Below are 15674 nucleotides of genomic sequence, written 5' to 3'. Positions count from 1 at the left end.
ATCATTCAGGGTGAGGGCCTCCTCGTATACGTACGCCCGGCACGGTCAACGCCCTTGCCCGGAAAGCGAGGTCCCGGGCAAGGGCCCACGGCGCTACGGGACGCGCGGCCAGACGAGCCGCAGCTGGTCCGCCACCACACGGCCGGCGCGCAGCACCGTACGGTCCGAGCCGCGGTCCATGACGGCGGCCGCCACCGTGTCGCCCTCGACCAGGATCAGGTCCGCCGCGTCGCCGACGTCCACGCCCGGACGGTCGGCGGTGGAGGTGAGCCGCTGCTGCGACGGGTCGAGGATCGCGTGGCCGCCGCGGCTGGCCACGGCCCAGGCGTGCTCGATCAGTTCGTCGGCGCGGAAGCGGCTGGTGAAGGCCAGCTGCCAGGTGCGGTCGAGCATGTCGCCGTTGCCGTACGGGGACCAGAAGTCGCGCTGGCCGTCCTCGCCGAGTCCCACGCGAACGCCCGCCTTGGTGAGGTCGACCAGGGGCAGCGCGGTGAGCTGCTGGGCCGGCGCGATGGTGGCCATCGAGATGTCGAGCTCCGCGAACTCCTCGATGAGGCGGCGCGTGGTGGCCTCGTCGACGGTGCCGAGTTCGTAGGCGTGCGAGAGCGTCACCTTGCCCTGCATGCCGAGCGCGCGCGTGCGCTCCAGGATCAGGTCGGTGCTGAACACGCCCAGGTGGCCCGGCTCGTGGAGGTGGATGTCCACCGGAGCCTGGTGGCGTTCGGCGAGGTCGAAGACGATGTCCAGGTGCCGCACCGGGTCGCGGTCGAGCGTGCAGGGGTCGATGCCGCCGACCACCGCGGCGCCCGAGGCGAGCGCCTGGTCCATCAGCTCCGGCACCCCCTTCTCCAGGAGGAGACCTGCCTGCGGGAACGCGATGATCTCCACCTCGGCGCGGTCCTTGTGCGCCTCCTTCGCGGCGAGTACGCCCTCGAAGCGCTCGAGACCGCAGTCCGCGTCGATCTGCGCGTAGCTGCGCACGCGCGTGGTGCCGCGCTCGATCATGCGACCCAGCAGCCGCGTGGTGCGGTCGGCGACGGGGCCGTCCTCGCGCCAGTGCTCCCGGTCGTTCATCGTCATGCCCCACACGCCCGGCTTGCCGGTGTGCGGGCGGAACGGCAGTCCGACGCGGTTGGAGTCCAGGTGGCAGTGGACGTCCGAGAAGGTGGGCAGGGCCAGCCGGCCGCGCCCGTCCACCGACTCGCCGGTCGCGGCACGCGCCGGGTCGTGCGGCAGCACGGCGGCGATCCGGCCGTCCTGGAGCTCGATGTCGGAGGCCTCGCCGCCCCACGGGCGGACGTTCCTGATGAGCATGGGTGGTGACTCCTTGGGTCGGTGCGGGGGGAGTTGGTTCAGTGCCGGGGAGAGGAGGGCGGTGAACGCCTCAGCGGGCCTCGTCGAAGGCGGGGAAGCTGGGCGGGAAGAGCTCGTCGGCGCTGCGGCCCTTGTGGTCCCGTTCGCCGTACGCGGCCCGCATCGTGGCGAAGAGTGCCTGGGCCTCGGCGCGCAGCGCCTCGATGTCCACACCGGGCAGCGTGCCGTCGACGAGGACGGGCCGGCCGTCTACCACGGAGTGCGTGGCGTTGCGGGCCGTGCCGTTGAGCAGCAGGGTGCGCACCGGGTCGTCGAGGACGCCGTCGCGGATGTCGTCGAGGCGGAAGGCGACGAGGTCGGCGCGGGCGCCGGGCGCGATCCTGCCGAGGTCGTCCCGGCCGAGCGCCCGGGCACCGCCCAGGGTCGCGGCCTCCACGTACGCCTCGGCCGGTGCGGCGTCCGCGCGGCCGTCGACCACCTTCGCGAGGTGCACGCCGAGATCCATGCCGCGGATCAGGTCGGGCGGGAAGGAGTCCGTGCCGAGGCACAGGTTGAGGCCCGCGGCGCGGTAGTCGCCGAAGGAGTGCAGGACGTCGCCGTAGCGCAGCGAGGTCTGCGGGCAGTGGATCACCGAGACCCCGGCCCGTACGAGCGTGTCGAGGTCGCCGGTGTCCTCTCCGGACACGGACGGGTGCCGGTCGATGACGATGCCGTGCGGGATCAGCAGATGCGTGTCGAACAGGCCGCTGCGCTCGATCAGTTCGAGCGGCGTGCAGTCGTGGAGCCGATGCACCAGTTCACGCTCGACGGTGCCCTGAAGGCAGTGCAGCCGGACCGGGACACCGCGCCGGCGCGCGAGCTCGGCGGTGGCGCGCAGCAGCTCCGGAGTCATGGTCTCGACGCGGCAGGGCAGCAGCGCGGCCTGCACCAGCGGATCGGCCAGCGCTTCGGAATGGTCGAGGAAGCGCTCCGCGTCGCGCAGGCCCGCCCGGCCGCGCTCCTCGTCGAAGTACAGGTCGCGGCGGCCGTCCTCGTCGACGATGTTGACCGCGGAGCGGTAGCTCGGGCCGAGGTAGCCGCGCAGACCGATCCGCCGGGAGGTCTCCGCCATGTCGGCGAACTCCTCGAAGGTCTCCGCCCAGGAGCTGTGCACCTCGGAGGCGATCGGCATGTACGTGGTGATGCCGTGCAGGGCGAGCTGCACGAGCGCGTACTCGCGGACCACCTTGCGCTGGGCGCGGGTGAACACGTCCCTGCTCCGCGCGGCGTACGCACGCGACCACTGAAGGCCCGGGCCCGTCTCGGCCGAGGCCCAGGAGTCGAGGATCAGATGGTCGATGTCGGTGAGCGCGTCGAGGTCGATGAGGCCCGGCAGGACGAGACGGTCGCCGAGGTCCACGTCCCGGTCGACGGGCCCTTCCCAACCGCGGCCCACATGGACGATGGTGTCGTTCTGCCACACCACTTCGCCCTCGCGCAGCAGCGCATGGTGCCCGTTCTGATACGCCAGCACATGGGCGGCACGCCAGCGAGTGTGCACAAGAGCCTCCTGCGGGGGTGGGCAACTCCCGGACTCTAACACTTGGGATACCAAATGAAGTGGGCCCACTTGGCCTCTGATGTGGAGGTTCGTCTGAATCTCGCGGCGATCCGAGTGGTGGGAAGTGGTAACGGTATACAAACTTTGACGCTTCCGGCGCTGTCCGGGGCGGCTGCGGCGATCTCGGATGCGAAAATGACGCCATGGCAACGGCTGAGGAATTCACCCCCGAGTCGGAGCGGGTCATGAACACCCTGCGCGACGAGATCATCGACGGCACGCGTGCTCCCGGCAGCAAGCTGGTCGAGCGCGAGATCGCCGCCGAGCTGGGCGTCAGCCGGCTGCCCGTGCGCGACGCGCTGCGCAGCCTCGTCAGCGAAGGCCTGGTGACGCCGCGGCCCCGCACCTGGGCCGTGGTGCGCGAGTTCAGCCAGTCCGATGTCTCCGACCTCAACGAGGTGCGCTCCGCCCTGGAGACCCTCGCCTTCCGCCTTGCCGCCGAGCGCCGCACCCGCGCCGGGCTCGCCAAGCTCCGCGCCGACCTGGACGAGCAGCAGGCCGCGTCGGCGAAGGGCGACGGCGGCACGGCGCGCCGCAAGGCCGCCGACTTCCACCAGACGGTCACGGAACTGGCCGACAATGCGCTGCTCAGCGAGCTCGACGGGATCCTGCAGAGCCGGATGCGCTGGCTGCTCGGCCAGCACGACGACTTCGACCTCTTCGCGCACGAGCACGAGGAGCTGTACCTGGCCATCGAGGCGCGGGACGTGGACCGCGTGGACGAGCTCGCCGCCCAGCACCTGGCGACCAGCCGCGCGAAGATCGCGGCGCACCGGCGGAACGCGGGCGCGGAGTAGGCGGGTCCCTGGCGGCGCGCACCACCTGAAGCATCCCGCGCCACACGGCATGAAACGGCGGCGGCCGCGGACCTGAAGGGGTCCGCGGCCGCCGCCGTTCGTGCTCCCGCCGTGCCGCGGCACGGTTGCCGCCATCCCGTGCCGCGGCACGGCCGCCGTCATCGGCCGACGTACTCGATCCCGCCCGGCACCTCGGCCCGGATCTCCGTGCCCACCTTGCGCGCGAGCAGGTCGTCCAGGCGCTCCAGCGGGCCGATCAGCGTGCGGCCGCCGGCCTGCGCGACGCGTATCGCCGCGTCCACCTTGGGCTTCATCGAGCCCTCGGCGAAGGCGAGCTGCGCCAGGCCCTCGGGCGACGCGGTGAGGATGTCGCGCTGCTCGGGCGTGCCCCAGTTCTCGCTCACGAAGTCCCCGTCGGTGAGCATGATCAGCATGTCCGCGCCGAGGTCCGCGGCGAGCGTGGCGCTGGCCGCGTCCTTGTCCACGACGGCCTGCATCCCGATCTGCCGGCCCTTGGAGTCGGTACGGACCGGGACACCGCCGCCGCCCACGCACACCACGAGCGTGCCGCCGTCGAGCAGCCGGCTGACCAGCGGGGCCTGCATGATGCGGAGCGGCTCGGGCGAGGGGACGACCCGGCGGAACGCACCGCCGTCCTTCGCGATCGTCCAGCGGTACTCGGCGGCGGCCTCGGCCGCGTCCTGCGCGGAGTAGGTCGGGCCGATCAGCTTCGTGGGGCGCTCGAAGGCCGGGTCGGACTCGTCCACCTCGGTCGTGGTGATCACGGCGGCCACCTCGCGCTCGCCGACGAGCGCGTTCGACAGCTCCTGCTGGATCACATAGCCGATCATGCCCTGGGTTTCGGCCCCGAGGATGTCCAGCGGATACGCGGCCACGTCCTGGTATGCCAAATTCTGCAAAGCGAGCAGGCCGACCTGGGGCCCGTTCCCGTGCGTGATGACGACCTCGTGCTCGCGCGCGAGACCGGCCAGGGCCTGGCAGGCTCCGCGCACGTTGGCGCGGAGATGGTCGGCCGTCATCGGCTCGCCGCGGCGGGCCAGTGCGTTGCCTCCGAGGGCGACGACGATGCGCATGTGATGTCCCTTGCTCTGTCGGCTGGATGCTTGCGTTCGCTGATGAGGTCACGAATGGTATACCAATAAGTGTGCGGGCCCGCGGGAGCCGGACGCCCTTCGGGGCGAGGGCCGTGACCCGCACGTACGGACCACGCGACCGGGCCGCACGACCGGACGCAGGACGGACGAGAGGAGGAGCCGAGGATGTCTCCCGAGGAGTCGATACCCGGTGCGCGGGGCTGTGCCGTCCTGCCCGTGAGGTCGGGTGATGCCGCACTCCTGCGCTCCCTGCGCTCCACCGTCGGCGAGGGCGTCGTCCACTCGGTCTTCTCCCGCGTCGTGAACCTCCTCACCCCGCAGGACCGGCTCATCGCCCTGGCCGTCCGGGGCGCGGGCCACGCCCCCCGCACGCTGACCGCGGACGTCACGGACTGGACGGGTTACGGCATCGAAGCGGGCCGGCGCGTGCGGTTCGCCCGCGGCTCCCTCACCCTCGAACTCCCGCACAAGCGCCTGCGCCTGACCCTCGACGGCGCCCGCCTCTGGTGCCCGGACACGCCGTCCCTCGCGCACCTCGCCCCGGCCGAACTCGCCGCCGCAGCCGCGCACTTGGACCGCCTCAACCGCGCACACGGCGCCCTCGGCGGCATGCTCGGCGCCACCCCCGGTGCGGGCCCGATGGAGGCGGCCGTCGCCACGGCACTCGCGAAGGGCCGTACCGGATTCACGGCCGCCGTTCCTACGGGAGACCCCGCCCGGATCCGTACCGCGGTCCTCTCCCTCCTCGGCCTCGGACCGGGACTCACCCCCGCCGGCGACGACTTCCTCACCGGCGCGGCCCTGGTCGCCGCCCTGCCCGGCAGCGCACTCGCCGCGTTCGTGCCCGTACTGAAGGACGTACTCGACGCGCACCCCGGGCGCACCACCGACCTCTCCCTCGCCACCCTGCGCGAGGCGGCGGACGGCCGGGCGCGCGCCGAACTCCTCGACCTGCTGCGGCTGTTGGCCGAGCGCGCCGCACCGCGGCAGCTAGACGTTCCTGTCCGCAAGGTGCTGGCCGCCGGCCACACCTCGGGCAGCGACACCCTGTCCGGCCTGACCGCCGGGCTCCACCTGGAAGAAGAACTGCGAGGTTCGCTGTGAGCACCACAGCAGTCGTACGGAAGAACACGTACTTCGACTCCGTGTCCCTGATGTCCGTCTCGACCAAGGCCAACGGCCTGGACGGGGTGGAGCAGGCGTTCACCGCCATGGGCACCGAGATGAACAAGGGGGTCCTGGGCAATCTGGGACTGCTCACCGACGAGCTGCGCGCAGCGGGCAGCGGTGACCTCATGATCGTCCTGGTCGCCGAGGACCGCGCCGACACCGAGGCGCTGCTCGCCGAGGTCGAGGACCTGCTGCACCGCAAGGCCCCCGCCTCCGCCGAGGCCGGCGCGGTCACCTACCGCACCATCGCGGGCGCGGCCGAGGGCATCGCGGGGGCCAACCTCGCGGTGATCGCCGTCAACGGCGCCTACGCCGCGCGCGAGGCCCGCAAGGCCCTCGAGAACGGCCTGCACGTCATGCTGTTCTCCGACAACGTCTCCGTCGAGGACGAGGTCGCCCTCAAGGAACTCGCCCACGACAAGGGCCTGTTCATGATGGGACCCGACTGCGGCACCGCCATCATCAACAACGTCGCCCTGTGCTTCGGCAACAAGGTGCGCCCCGGCTCCGTCGGCATCGTCGCCGCCTCCGGCACCGGCTCGCAGGAGGTCAGCGTCCGGGTGCACGCGCTCGGCGGCGGCATCTCGCAGCTGATCGGCACCGGCGGCCGCGACCTCAGCGAGGAGGTCGGCGGCATCATGATGACCGACGGCATCCGCGCCCTCGCCGCCGATCCGGCCACCGAGGTCATCGTCCTCGTCTCCAAGCCGCCGGCCGCGTCCGTGGAGAAGAAGGTGCTCGCCGAGGTGGCCGCCGCGGGCAAGCCCGTCGTCGTCTACTTCATCGGCGGCTCCGAGGAGGCGGTCACCGCCGCCGGCGGGCACTTCGCCTCCGGCAGCCTCGACGCCGCACGCCAGGCCGTCGCGCTCGCGGGCGTCGAGACCGCCGGCACCGAGGAGTTCGACGCCGCGCAGGCCGCCGCCGACGTGGTCACCCGCCTCGCCGAAGGCCAGCGCTACGTGCGCGGCCTGTTCTGCGGCGGCACGCTCTGCGACGAGACCATGTACGCGGTCAAGGACGCCGGGCTCGACGTGTGGAGCAACATCCAGAAGGATCCCGCGTTCCGCCTGACCGCCGCCGCCGGCAGCAAGGGGCACACCTTCCTCGACTTCGGCGACGACGACTTCACCAACGGCCGTCCGCACCCGATGATCGACCCCACGCCGCGCCTGGAGCGCCTGGTCGCCGAGGCCCGCGACCCCGAAGTCGCCGCCGTGGTCATGGACTTCGTGCTCGGCTTCGGCTCCCACGAGGACCCGGTCGGCACCACGCTGCCCGCCATCGAGGAGGCGCAGCGCATCGCCCGCGAGGCCGGCCGCCACCTGGAGATCGTCGCGTACGTCCTCGGCACCGACCTGGACACCCCGTCCGTCGCCGCCCAGACCGCGGCCCTCGAGGCCGCCGGCGTCACCGTCACCCGCAGCAGCACCGAGACGGGCCGGTTCGCCCGTGAGATCGCACGGAAGGCCCAGCAGGCATGAGCACCCTCCCCGAAGCCACCTCCTCCGCAGCCACCGCCTCCGTGGCCGAAGGAGCCGAACTCACCCCCGCCGCCGCCCTGTTCGGCGGTGACCTGAGCGTGGTGAACGTCGGCCTCGCCATGTTCGACGCCGACATCAGCGCCCAAGGCGCCAAGGTCTCCACGCTCGACTGGACCCCGCCCGGCGGCGGCGACCTCGAGGCCGCCCGCGCCCTGGACGTCCTGGAGCGCCCCGACCTCGCGGAGAAGATCGAGGCCGCGAACGCCGAGGCCGTCGAGCGGATCATGGCGGCCCGCCCGATGCTCATCGGCTTCGGCCGCGCCCTCGACGTGGTCCCCGGCATGACGCCGACCACGATCCTGCACTCCGGGCCGCCCATCACCTGGGACCGCATGAACGGCCCGATGAAGGGCGCCGTCACCGGCGCGATCGTCTTCGAGGGCCTTGCGAAGGACCTGGACGAGGCCGCCGAGGTGGCCGCGTCCGGCCGTATCACCTTCAAGCCCTGCCACGAGGCGGACTCCGTCGGCTCGATGGCCGGTGTCACCTCCGCGTCGATGTACGTGCACATCGTGAAGAACGAGACGCACGGCAACGTCGCGTACACCAACCTGTCCGAGCAGATGGCCAAGATCCTGCGGATGGGCGCCAACGACCAGAGCGTCATCGACCGCCTGGTGTGGATGCGGGACGTCTTCGGCCCGATGCTCAAGGAGGCCGTCGAGTTCACCGGTCCCATCGACCTGCGGCTGCTGCTCTCCCAGGCCCTGCACATGGGCGACGAGTGCCACAACCGCAACGGCGCCGGCACGCTCCTGCTCTTCCAGGCCCTCGCGCCCGGTCTGCTGCAGTCCTCCTTCACCACCGAGCAGAAGAAGGAGGTCTTCGACTTCGTCGCGTCCTCCGACTACTTCTCCGGTCCTACGTGGATGGCGATGGCGAAGGCCGCGCTCGACGCCGCGAACGGGGTCGAGAACTCCACCGTCCTGACCACCATGGCCCGCAACGGAGTCGAGTTCGGCATCCGCGTCGCGGGGCTGCCCGGCCAGTGGTTCACCGGCCCCGCGCAGAAGGTGGTCGGCCCGATGTTCGCCGGGTACAAGCCCGAGGACTCCGGCCTCGACATCGGCGACAGCGCCATCACGGAGACGTACGGCTTCGGCGGGTTCGCCATGTCGGCGGCGCCCGCGATCGTCGCCCTCGTCGGCGGCACCGTGGCCGAAGCCCTGCAGTACACGCGGGACATGGGCGAGATCACCACGGCGGCGAACCCCAACGTGACCATCCCGGCCCTCGACTTCCAGGGCCTGCCCACCGGCATCGACGTCCGCAAGGTCATCGACACCGGCATCCTGCCGATCATCAACACGGCCATCGCCCACAAGGACGCCGGCATCGGCATGATCGGCGCGGGCATCACGCACCCGCCGGCCGAGGCCTTCACCAAGGCGGTCACCGCCCTCGCCGACACCCTCGCGTAAGCCGCGAGCGCCGACCCGGAAACCCGGAAGCCCACCATGAACACTGAGCACCACACCGCCGCGGAGCAGGACCCCGCCCAGGGGCACGCCGCCACCACGGAGCCGGACCCCGCCACGGGGCACGACACCTCCGCGGCCCGGGAACTCGACCCCGAGTACGAGCACTCCCCGGTCCCGGCGACAAGCCGGAAGTCGCTGTTGACGGTCTCGGCCGTCTGGTTCGGATTCCCGATGATCCTGACCAATGCCGTGCCCGGCGGCGTGGTCGTCGCCATGCTGGGCTTCTGGCGCGGGCTCGCCGCCATCGCCGTGGCGAACCTGGTGATGCTGCTTTACGTGGGCATCCTCAGCCACCGGGCCGGCAAGACGGGGGAGTCCTTCTCCCTCCAGGCCACCCGCACCTTCGGCCGCGCGGGGTACGTCGTCGCCTCGGCGTTCCTCGCGACGGTCGTGGTCGGCTGGTTCGCCTTCAACACCGGCGCCACCGGCGCCACGCTGCACCAGGCCTTCGGCTGGCACGAGCAACTGGTCGCGGTCCTGGCCGGGTTGGGCTTCATCGCCCTGACCTACCTCGGCATCAAGGCCCTGTCCTGGCTCGGCGCCGTGGCAGCGCCCCTCTTCGTGATCGCGGGCGTCATCGCGCTCGTCATCGTGGCCCGCGACCACGATCTGGGCGCCGTCTTCTCGTACGAAGGGGTCGGCGGCAACGCGGCCCTCACCTTCGGCGCCGCGGTGTCGATGATGATGGCCACGTTCGCCGACTCGGGCACGATGACCGCCGACTTCACGCGCTGGTCGAAGAACGGCCGCCAGGCCGTGTACGCCACCATCAGCGCCTTCCCGGTCGCCAGCGTCATCGCGCAGGTCACCGGCGGCGTGGTGGTGGCGGCCGGCGCGGTGGCCGCGCCGGCGACCGCGGGCGGCGACTTCCTGCCCATCCTCACGGGCGAGAACGCGGGCATCCTCAATGTCCTCGCGGCGGTCTTCGTCTTCGTCAACCTCGGCTCGGTGTGCAGCCACTGCCTCTACAACGGCGCACTCGGCTGGTCGCACCTGACGGGCCGCACGATGCGGACGATGACCCTCGTGCTCGGCGTCATCGGCACCCTGGCCGCCCTCGCGGGCGTCTGGAACCACTTCCTGGACTGGCTGGTCATCCTCAGCGTCTTCGTGCCGCCGCTCGGCGGCGTGCTGATCGCCGACCAGTTCTTCGCCCGCGGCGGCCGCACCGCCATGGACGAACGGCCCACGGCCACGGTCCGCCCCACGGCCTTCACGGCCTGGGCGATCGGAGCCGCAGCCGCCGGCATCGCGCACTGGTGGGCCCCGCAGCTCTCCGACGCGGTCACCGGCCTCGTCGTCGCGGTCCTCGCGTACGCCCTCCTGGAACGGGTCGGCCCCCGCACGGCCTGATCCCGCTCCCCGAGGACGGGCGGGTCCCGCACGACCCGCCCGCGGAGCACCCGGGCCCCGCCCGGCCCCGCGCTCCGCGCTCCGCACCCACGATGCGCCTCTGCCTCCCTCGGGCAGGGGCGCATCGTCGCGTTGCGGAGCGGGTGACCGGGAGCAGCCCCGCCCCCCCCGACTGCGCCGGCCTCCTGGTCCACCCGAAGGTGCCCGAACACCGGACGTGAACGCTCGCGCGGTGCTCTACTCCCTGTCATGACCACTGCGACGACGCTTCAGCCGGGACCCGTGATCGCCGAGACGACCCGTCTCCTCACCGAGCACTACGCCTTCCCCGAGATCGCCGAGCGGCTCGTCGGCCTGCTGCGACGACGCCTGGCCGAGGGCGCGTACGACGTCGGCGGCCCCGCGGAGCTCTCCCGACTGGTCACGGAGGATCTGCAGTCGGTCAACGGCGACCGGCACCTCCGGCTGAAACACCACACCGACCCGGTGCCGCCGCGTAAGGGCGCGGCGAATCTGGAGGCCATGCGCCGGAAGTTCGACACGTCGCTGGGGGGTGTGCCGCGGGTGGCACTGCTGGACGGCGGCGTCGCCGTGGTGGAGCTGGCGCCCATGCTGTTCCCTCTGGAGTGGGCAGCCGAACCGCTGAGTGCCGCCCTCACCCTGGCATCCCGCGCCCGGGCGCTGATCGTCGACCTCCGCGCCAACCTGGGCGGCGCCCCGGACTCCGTCGCTTTCGTCTGCGGCTATCTCCTGGACGAGCGCACCCACCTCAACACCATGCACTGGCGCGCGGGCAAGCGCATCGAGCAGTCCTGGAGCCCGGCGCACGTTCCCGGCGCACGCTTCGGCGGCTCCAAGCCGTTGTACATACTGACCAGTGCCGACACGTTCTCGGCGGCCGAGGAACTGGCCTACGACCTGCAGCAGCTCGGCCGTGCCGTCGTCGTCGGCGAGACCACCCGCGGCGGCGCCCATCCCTGCGACGGCTGGACCGTGCACCCGCACCTGGAAGTCACCATCCCGGTCGGACGGGCCGTCAACCCGGTGTCCGGTGCCAACTGGGAGGGCAGCGGCGTGCAGCCGGACATCTCCTGCACCGCTGCCGACGCCCTCGACCGCGCGCACGCGCTGATCCTGGCCGGGCCGGCGCACTGACGCTCCGCGCGAGGACGCATGATGGAACCATGAGCGAGCTGTTCCCCCGGGACCGGACGGAAGTCGCCCCAGGCGCCGTGCACGTTCCGGACTGGCTGGGCCCGGGAGAGCAGCGGCAGCTGGTGGAACACTGCCGCACCTGGGCCCGGCCGCCCGCCGGACTGCGCGAGGTCACCACGCCCGGTGGCGGGCGGATGTCGGTGCGCCAGTTCGGCCTCGGCTGGCACTGGTTCCCGTACGGCTACGCGCGCACCGCCGTCGACGGTGACGGCGCACCGGTCAAACCGATGCCGCCGCTGCTCGTGGACCTCGCCCGGCGCATCGCCACGGCGGCCCTGGACGAGGACTTCGCCACCGCCGCGTACGACATCGCGCTGATCAACTTCTACGACGCCGACGCCCGGATGGGCATGCACCGCGACCAGGACGAGAAGTCCCCGGACCCGGTGGTGTCGCTCAGCCTCGGCGACACCTGCGTGTTCCGCTTCGGCAACACCGACACCCGCGCCAAGCCCTACACGGACGTGGAGCTGCGCAGCGGGGACGCGTTCGTCTTCGGCGGCCCCTCCCGGCTGGCCTACCACGGCGTTCCGAAGATCCTGCCCGGCACGGCCCCGCCTGCACTCGGCCTGACCGGAAGGCTCAACCTCACGTTGAGGGTGAGCGGCCTCGCGTGAGGCTCACCGCTGCGCCCAGGCGCGGAGCTTCTCGGGGTTGCGGACGACCCAGATGTGCGTGATCCGGTCATCCGTCACCTCGAAGGCGAACACCGTGACCGTGACCCCGCGCTGCACCGCCACCACCCCGGGCTGACCGTCGATCATCCGCTCCACGAACACCATGTCGCCGGGCACGCGGCCCGCGATGTCGGCCCAGGTGTGCGCGATCGGTTCGGCGCCCTCGATGGGGTGCGGGAAGGTGACGGCGAGACCTCCGCCGTCGGCGACTGCCGTCGCGTCCGGGTCGAGCAGGGCGATGAGGGCCTCGATGTCCTGTGCCTCCCACGCCTGCTTGAACTCGCGTACGACACCGGCGCCTCGGGCCGCCGGAGCGGGAGAGGGACGGGCGTCCCGGACGCGGCGCCGCGCCGAGGACGCGAGCTGGCGGCAGGCCGCAGGGCTGCGGCCGACGATCTCCGCGATCTCGGCGAAGGGGTGGCAGAACACGTCGTGCAGGATGAACGCCACGCGTTCCGCCGGCGTCATCGCCTCCAGCACGACCATGAAGGCCAGACCGACCGACTCGTCCAGCGTGACGCGGTCGGCCGGATCGGCACCGGGGCCGCCCGGCCGCCCCTCGCCCCACACGCCGTGGCCGGGCAGCGGCTCGGGCAGCCACTCGCCGACGTAGGTCTCGCGCCTGGCCCGCGCCGACCCGAGCACGTTCAGGCAGATCCGGCCGGCGACCGTCGTCAGCCAGGCACCAGGGGACACGATGGCGTCCCGCTGCTCGCGGGACAGGCCGTACCAGCGCGTATACGTCTCCTGCACGGCGTCCTCGGCCTCCGCGAGCGAGCCGAGCAGCCGGTACGCGAGGTGCAGCAGCTGCTTCCGCTCGCTCATGATCGCGTCCAGGCCCGGGTCGGGATCAGTGGTGGTCATACGGCGGCAGCTCCCTCGATCGCGATCGGCTCTCCCAGGACCGACAGGACGGCCCTCCCGAATGTGAGGCGGACGCGTCATGCGGTGACGGGCGGACGCGGATCCGGTGACGGGTGGGCGCACTTCGCAACGGGTGGGCGCACCGCCTCACATTGTGCGGGCCTGCGCTGTCGGACCCCCTGAGCCCACCCGATCCGACGACTGGGAGCAGACCCGACATGACCACCTCGACGCCGATGCCGACCGGCACCGAAGCCTTCCGCACCCCCGCAACCGCCGAACGCCTCGAACGGACGGCAGCCGCCCTCACCGCACACGGCTTCACCGTGGAACTCCTCGACGACGCCGCAGCGGCACGCACTCGCGTGCGGGAGCTGATCCCCGAGGGCGCCACCGTGTTCACGGGTGCCAGCGAGACCCTGCGCCTGTCCGGCATCGCCGAGGACATCAACACCGGCGGCCGCTACGACGCCGTCAAACCCCGCATCCTCGCCATGGACCGCACCACGCAGCACGACGAGATGCGCCGCCTGACCGCGAGCCCGGACGTCATCGTGAGCAGCGTCCAGGCGGTCACCGAGACCGGCTCGCTGGTCCTCGCCTCGGGCAGCGGCAGCCAGCTGCCCGGCCATGCGGGCGGTGCGGGCCGCGCGATCTGGGTCGTGGGCGCGCAGAAGGTGGTGCCCGATCTCTCCACCGCCCTGCACCGCATCGAATCCCATTGCCTGCCCCTGGAAACCATCCGCACGCAGGAGGCGTACGGATGGCCGAGCGCCGTGAACCGGCTGCTGATCCTCAACGCGGAGTACGCACCGGGACGCGGGACGGTCCTTCTGGTGCGCGAGGCCATCGGCTACTGATCTCAGGGGCAGCGTCCCGCGTGCGCAGGGCCCGTCTAAGGTGACCGCAACGCAGACGGCAAGATCGCCTCTGCCGTCGCGGACTCGGGGGGAGTCATGCGTATCAACGTCCTCACGGGACTCGCCGTCAATCCGGCGGCGCCCGCCGATGTGCTGCTGCGGCTCCTGGAGCCGGAACACGCCGAGGTCTGGCCCGCGTTGGCGGGCCGCCGCGCCTCCTTCCCCGAGGAGGTCGCGGCGGCCGTCGTCGCCCACCCCGACGTGCGCGTCCGCAAGGCCCTGGCCCGCAATGCCTTCGTGGACCCCGAGGTGCGAGGGCTCCTGGTCGACGACTCCGAGTGGATCGTGCGAGCGTGCCTTGCCGGACGCCCGGACCGGCACCGGCCGGTGCGCCCGCTTCCCGACGGGGTGATCGAGCGGATGCTCCTGACGTACGACCACGACTGCCTGTCCGAGCTGTACTCGTCCGGCCAGATTCCCTACCGCGTACGGCAGTTGCTGCACCGCCACCCCGCAGCGTCCGTGCGCCGCCTGGCCGTGCGCGGCTGGGGCGTGCTCTCCGCTGACCAGTTGGCCGAACTCGCCGCAGACGACCCGGACCCCGAGGTGCGCTCCGACGCGCGCGAGTCCATCCGGCATGCAAGCGAGGCCGACGACGCTGCGGCGATGGAACGGGCACTCGGCCCGCTCCCGCCACCCCTCAACCACGGCACCACACACATCCTCGTGAACTGCCGGCTGTCCCGTGCGGTCGTCGACTGGCTGGCGGGTTCGCCCGATGTCGACGACGCCTGGGTCCTGGCCGGGAATTACAGCACGCCCCCGGACATCGTGGAGTCGCTGCTCGGCCATCCGGAGGCCAAAGTGCGGCTACGGCTCGCGGCCCGTGCCGACCTGCCGCCCGCAGCGGTGCGCCTGCTCGCCCGGGACGAGGACGCGGCCGTTCGGACGGCGGTGTCCCTGCGGCCCGAACTGACCGAGGAGGAGCGGGCGTCGATCGACTACGTCGTGGAGCGGGACGAGTACTTCGGCCCGGACGAGCACCACGCGCGACAGGCTCCCGACCCCGCCCGGACCGCCGCGTACGCCCGCTCGGGCCACCCCCTGCTCCGGCGCCTCGCCGCCAGCGACCCCGGGCTGCCGGCCGAGCTGGTCGGCCTTCTCGCGCACGACGAGGACGAAGGCGTACGGCTGCGCCTCGCGCACCACCATCCGGCACCGCCCGCGGAGCTGCTCCTGGACTGCTACCTCGCGCATCCCGGTCCGCCGCACGTGCGTGAACTCCTGACCGAGCACTCGGGCTTCCCACGCACCGGCCTCGCAGCCCGCTTCGCCGACGCCGCCGATCCCGCCGCACGCCGGCTGGCCCTGCTCGACCCCGGTCTCGCACCGGAGACGGCCGACCGTCTCACCCGGGACACGGACGAGGAGGTACGAGCCGGGGCGGCACGGCACCCCCGCCTCCCGGCAGGCCGCCTCCGCGAACTCCTCGACGACAGCGCACTCTGCGAGACCGCGGCGGCGAACCCGGCGCTGCCCCCGCAGGTGATGCGCGCCCTGCCCGACCTGCTCGCGCTGACCGACCCGCTCGACCGGCCCGCCTCCGCCGTACCCGAGCGCGCCTGGCGCACGAACGGCGAGGCGCACGGGGATACCTGACCGGTGCACCGGCCGAACCTGTGCCCGA

The 15674-nt window shown here is 72.2% G+C and carries 13 protein-coding genes; 9 read left to right on the top strand and 4 right to left on the bottom strand.

Features of this window, described 5'->3' with window-relative positions:
* Positions 1-93: 93 nt before the first annotated feature.
* A complete protein-coding gene (locus BLT97_RS00880) occupies positions 94-1314 on the bottom strand; it encodes an amidohydrolase family protein (RefSeq protein ID WP_093606690.1) in 1221 nt (406 codons plus the stop codon).
* A 70-nt stretch (positions 1315-1384) separates the two neighbouring features.
* A complete protein-coding gene (locus BLT97_RS00875) occupies positions 1385-2854 on the bottom strand; it encodes a chlorohydrolase family protein (protein WP_093606689.1) in 1470 nt (489 codons plus the stop codon).
* 203 nt (positions 2855-3057) lie between these two features.
* Between BLT97_RS00875 and BLT97_RS00870 the strand changes: the two genes are divergently transcribed.
* Positions 3058-3711: a GntR family transcriptional regulator gene (locus BLT97_RS00870; protein ID WP_176953586.1), complete on the top strand. Its 654-nt coding sequence runs from the start codon at positions 3058-3060 to the stop codon at positions 3709-3711.
* Between the two features lie 158 nt (positions 3712-3869).
* Here the strand turns inward: BLT97_RS00870 and BLT97_RS00865 are convergent, their stop codons facing one another.
* A complete protein-coding gene (locus BLT97_RS00865) occupies positions 3870-4805 on the bottom strand; it encodes a carbamate kinase (protein ID WP_093606687.1) in 936 nt (311 codons plus the stop codon).
* Between the two features lie 186 nt (positions 4806-4991).
* Between BLT97_RS00865 and BLT97_RS00860 the strand changes: the two genes are divergently transcribed.
* The 6 genes from BLT97_RS00860 (at position 4992) to BLT97_RS00835 (ending at position 12203) form a co-directional block, all read left to right on the top strand.
* Positions 4992-5930 (top strand): oxamate carbamoyltransferase subunit AllH family protein, encoded by a 939-nt coding sequence (locus BLT97_RS00860; protein WP_093606686.1) that lies wholly within the window; start codon positions 4992-4994, stop codon positions 5928-5930.
* Positions 5927-7477 (top strand): acyl-CoA synthetase FdrA, encoded by a 1551-nt coding sequence (gene fdrA / locus BLT97_RS00855; protein WP_093606685.1) that lies wholly within the window; start codon positions 5927-5929, stop codon positions 7475-7477. Before BLT97_RS00860 ends, fdrA begins: the two co-directional genes overlap by 4 nt.
* A complete protein-coding gene (locus BLT97_RS00850) occupies positions 7474-8958 on the top strand; it encodes a YlbE family protein (RefSeq protein WP_093606684.1) in 1485 nt (494 codons plus the stop codon). Before fdrA ends, BLT97_RS00850 begins: the two co-directional genes overlap by 4 nt.
* A 36-nt stretch (positions 8959-8994) precedes the next feature.
* The gene (locus BLT97_RS00845) at positions 8995-10371 is read left to right on the top strand and encodes a cytosine permease (protein WP_093606683.1); all 1377 of its coding nucleotides are present in this window, start codon (positions 8995-8997) and stop codon (positions 10369-10371) included.
* A gap of 249 nt (positions 10372-10620) precedes the next feature.
* Positions 10621-11526 (top strand): S41 family peptidase, encoded by a 906-nt coding sequence (locus tag BLT97_RS00840; RefSeq protein ID WP_093606682.1) that lies wholly within the window; start codon positions 10621-10623, stop codon positions 11524-11526.
* A gap of 29 nt (positions 11527-11555) precedes the next feature.
* Complete coding sequence (locus BLT97_RS00835; RefSeq protein WP_093606681.1) at positions 11556-12203, top strand: alpha-ketoglutarate-dependent dioxygenase AlkB family protein; 648 nt, start codon at positions 11556-11558, stop codon at positions 12201-12203.
* 3 nt (positions 12204-12206) lie between these two features.
* Here the strand turns inward: BLT97_RS00835 and sigJ are convergent, their stop codons facing one another.
* Positions 12207-13127, bottom strand: a complete 921-nt coding sequence (gene sigJ / locus BLT97_RS00830; RefSeq protein WP_093606680.1) for an RNA polymerase sigma factor SigJ — start codon at positions 13125-13127, stop codon at positions 12207-12209.
* Positions 13128-13345: 218 nt separating this feature from the next.
* Between sigJ and BLT97_RS00825 the strand changes: the two genes are divergently transcribed.
* Positions 13346-13987 carry an LUD domain-containing protein gene (locus tag BLT97_RS00825; protein WP_245769077.1) on the top strand — a complete coding sequence of 214 codons (642 nt, stop codon included), beginning with the start codon at positions 13346-13348 and terminating at the stop codon, positions 13985-13987.
* A 96-nt stretch (positions 13988-14083) separates the two neighbouring features.
* Positions 14084-15646 (top strand): translation initiation factor 2, encoded by a 1563-nt coding sequence (locus BLT97_RS00820; protein ID WP_107406980.1) that lies wholly within the window; start codon positions 14084-14086, stop codon positions 15644-15646.
* The last annotated feature ends 28 nt before the right edge of the window (positions 15647-15674 follow it).

Source organism: Streptomyces indicus (genome assembly GCF_900100315.1).
In the GTDB taxonomy this organism is placed as follows: Bacteria; Actinomycetota; Actinomycetes; order Streptomycetales; family Streptomycetaceae; genus Streptomyces; species Streptomyces indicus.
Note: the sequence above shows the minus strand (reverse complement) of the source record. Positions and strands in the feature narration are given on the sequence as shown.

Bases quoted from the DNA above. Each gene is read 5' to 3' on its own strand.
- BLT97_RS00880 (WP_093606690.1), bottom strand. From the start codon at position 1,314: ATGCTCATCAGGAACGTCCGCCCGTGGGGCGGCGAGGCCTCCGACATC.
- BLT97_RS00865 (WP_093606687.1), bottom strand. From the start codon at position 4,805: ATGCGCATCGTCGTCGCCCTCGGAGGCAACGCACTGGCCCGCCGCGGC.
- BLT97_RS00840 (WP_093606682.1), top strand. From the start codon at position 10,621: ATGACCACTGCGACGACGCTTCAGCCGGGACCCGTGATCGCCGAGACG.
- BLT97_RS00845 (WP_093606683.1), top strand. From the start codon at position 8,995: ATGAACACTGAGCACCACACCGCCGCGGAGCAGGACCCCGCCCAGGGG.
- BLT97_RS00820 (WP_107406980.1), top strand. From the start codon at position 14,084: ATGCGTATCAACGTCCTCACGGGACTCGCCGTCAATCCGGCGGCGCCC.
- sigJ (WP_093606680.1), bottom strand. From the start codon at position 13,127: ATGACCACCACTGATCCCGACCCGGGCCTGGACGCGATCATGAGCGAG.
- BLT97_RS00860 (WP_093606686.1), top strand. From the start codon at position 4,992: ATGTCTCCCGAGGAGTCGATACCCGGTGCGCGGGGCTGTGCCGTCCTG.
- BLT97_RS00835 (WP_093606681.1), top strand. From the start codon at position 11,556: ATGAGCGAGCTGTTCCCCCGGGACCGGACGGAAGTCGCCCCAGGCGCC.
- BLT97_RS00825 (WP_245769077.1), top strand. From the start codon at position 13,346: ATGACCACCTCGACGCCGATGCCGACCGGCACCGAAGCCTTCCGCACC.
- BLT97_RS00850 (WP_093606684.1), top strand. From the start codon at position 7,474: ATGAGCACCCTCCCCGAAGCCACCTCCTCCGCAGCCACCGCCTCCGTG.
- BLT97_RS00870 (WP_176953586.1), top strand. From the start codon at position 3,058: ATGGCAACGGCTGAGGAATTCACCCCCGAGTCGGAGCGGGTCATGAAC.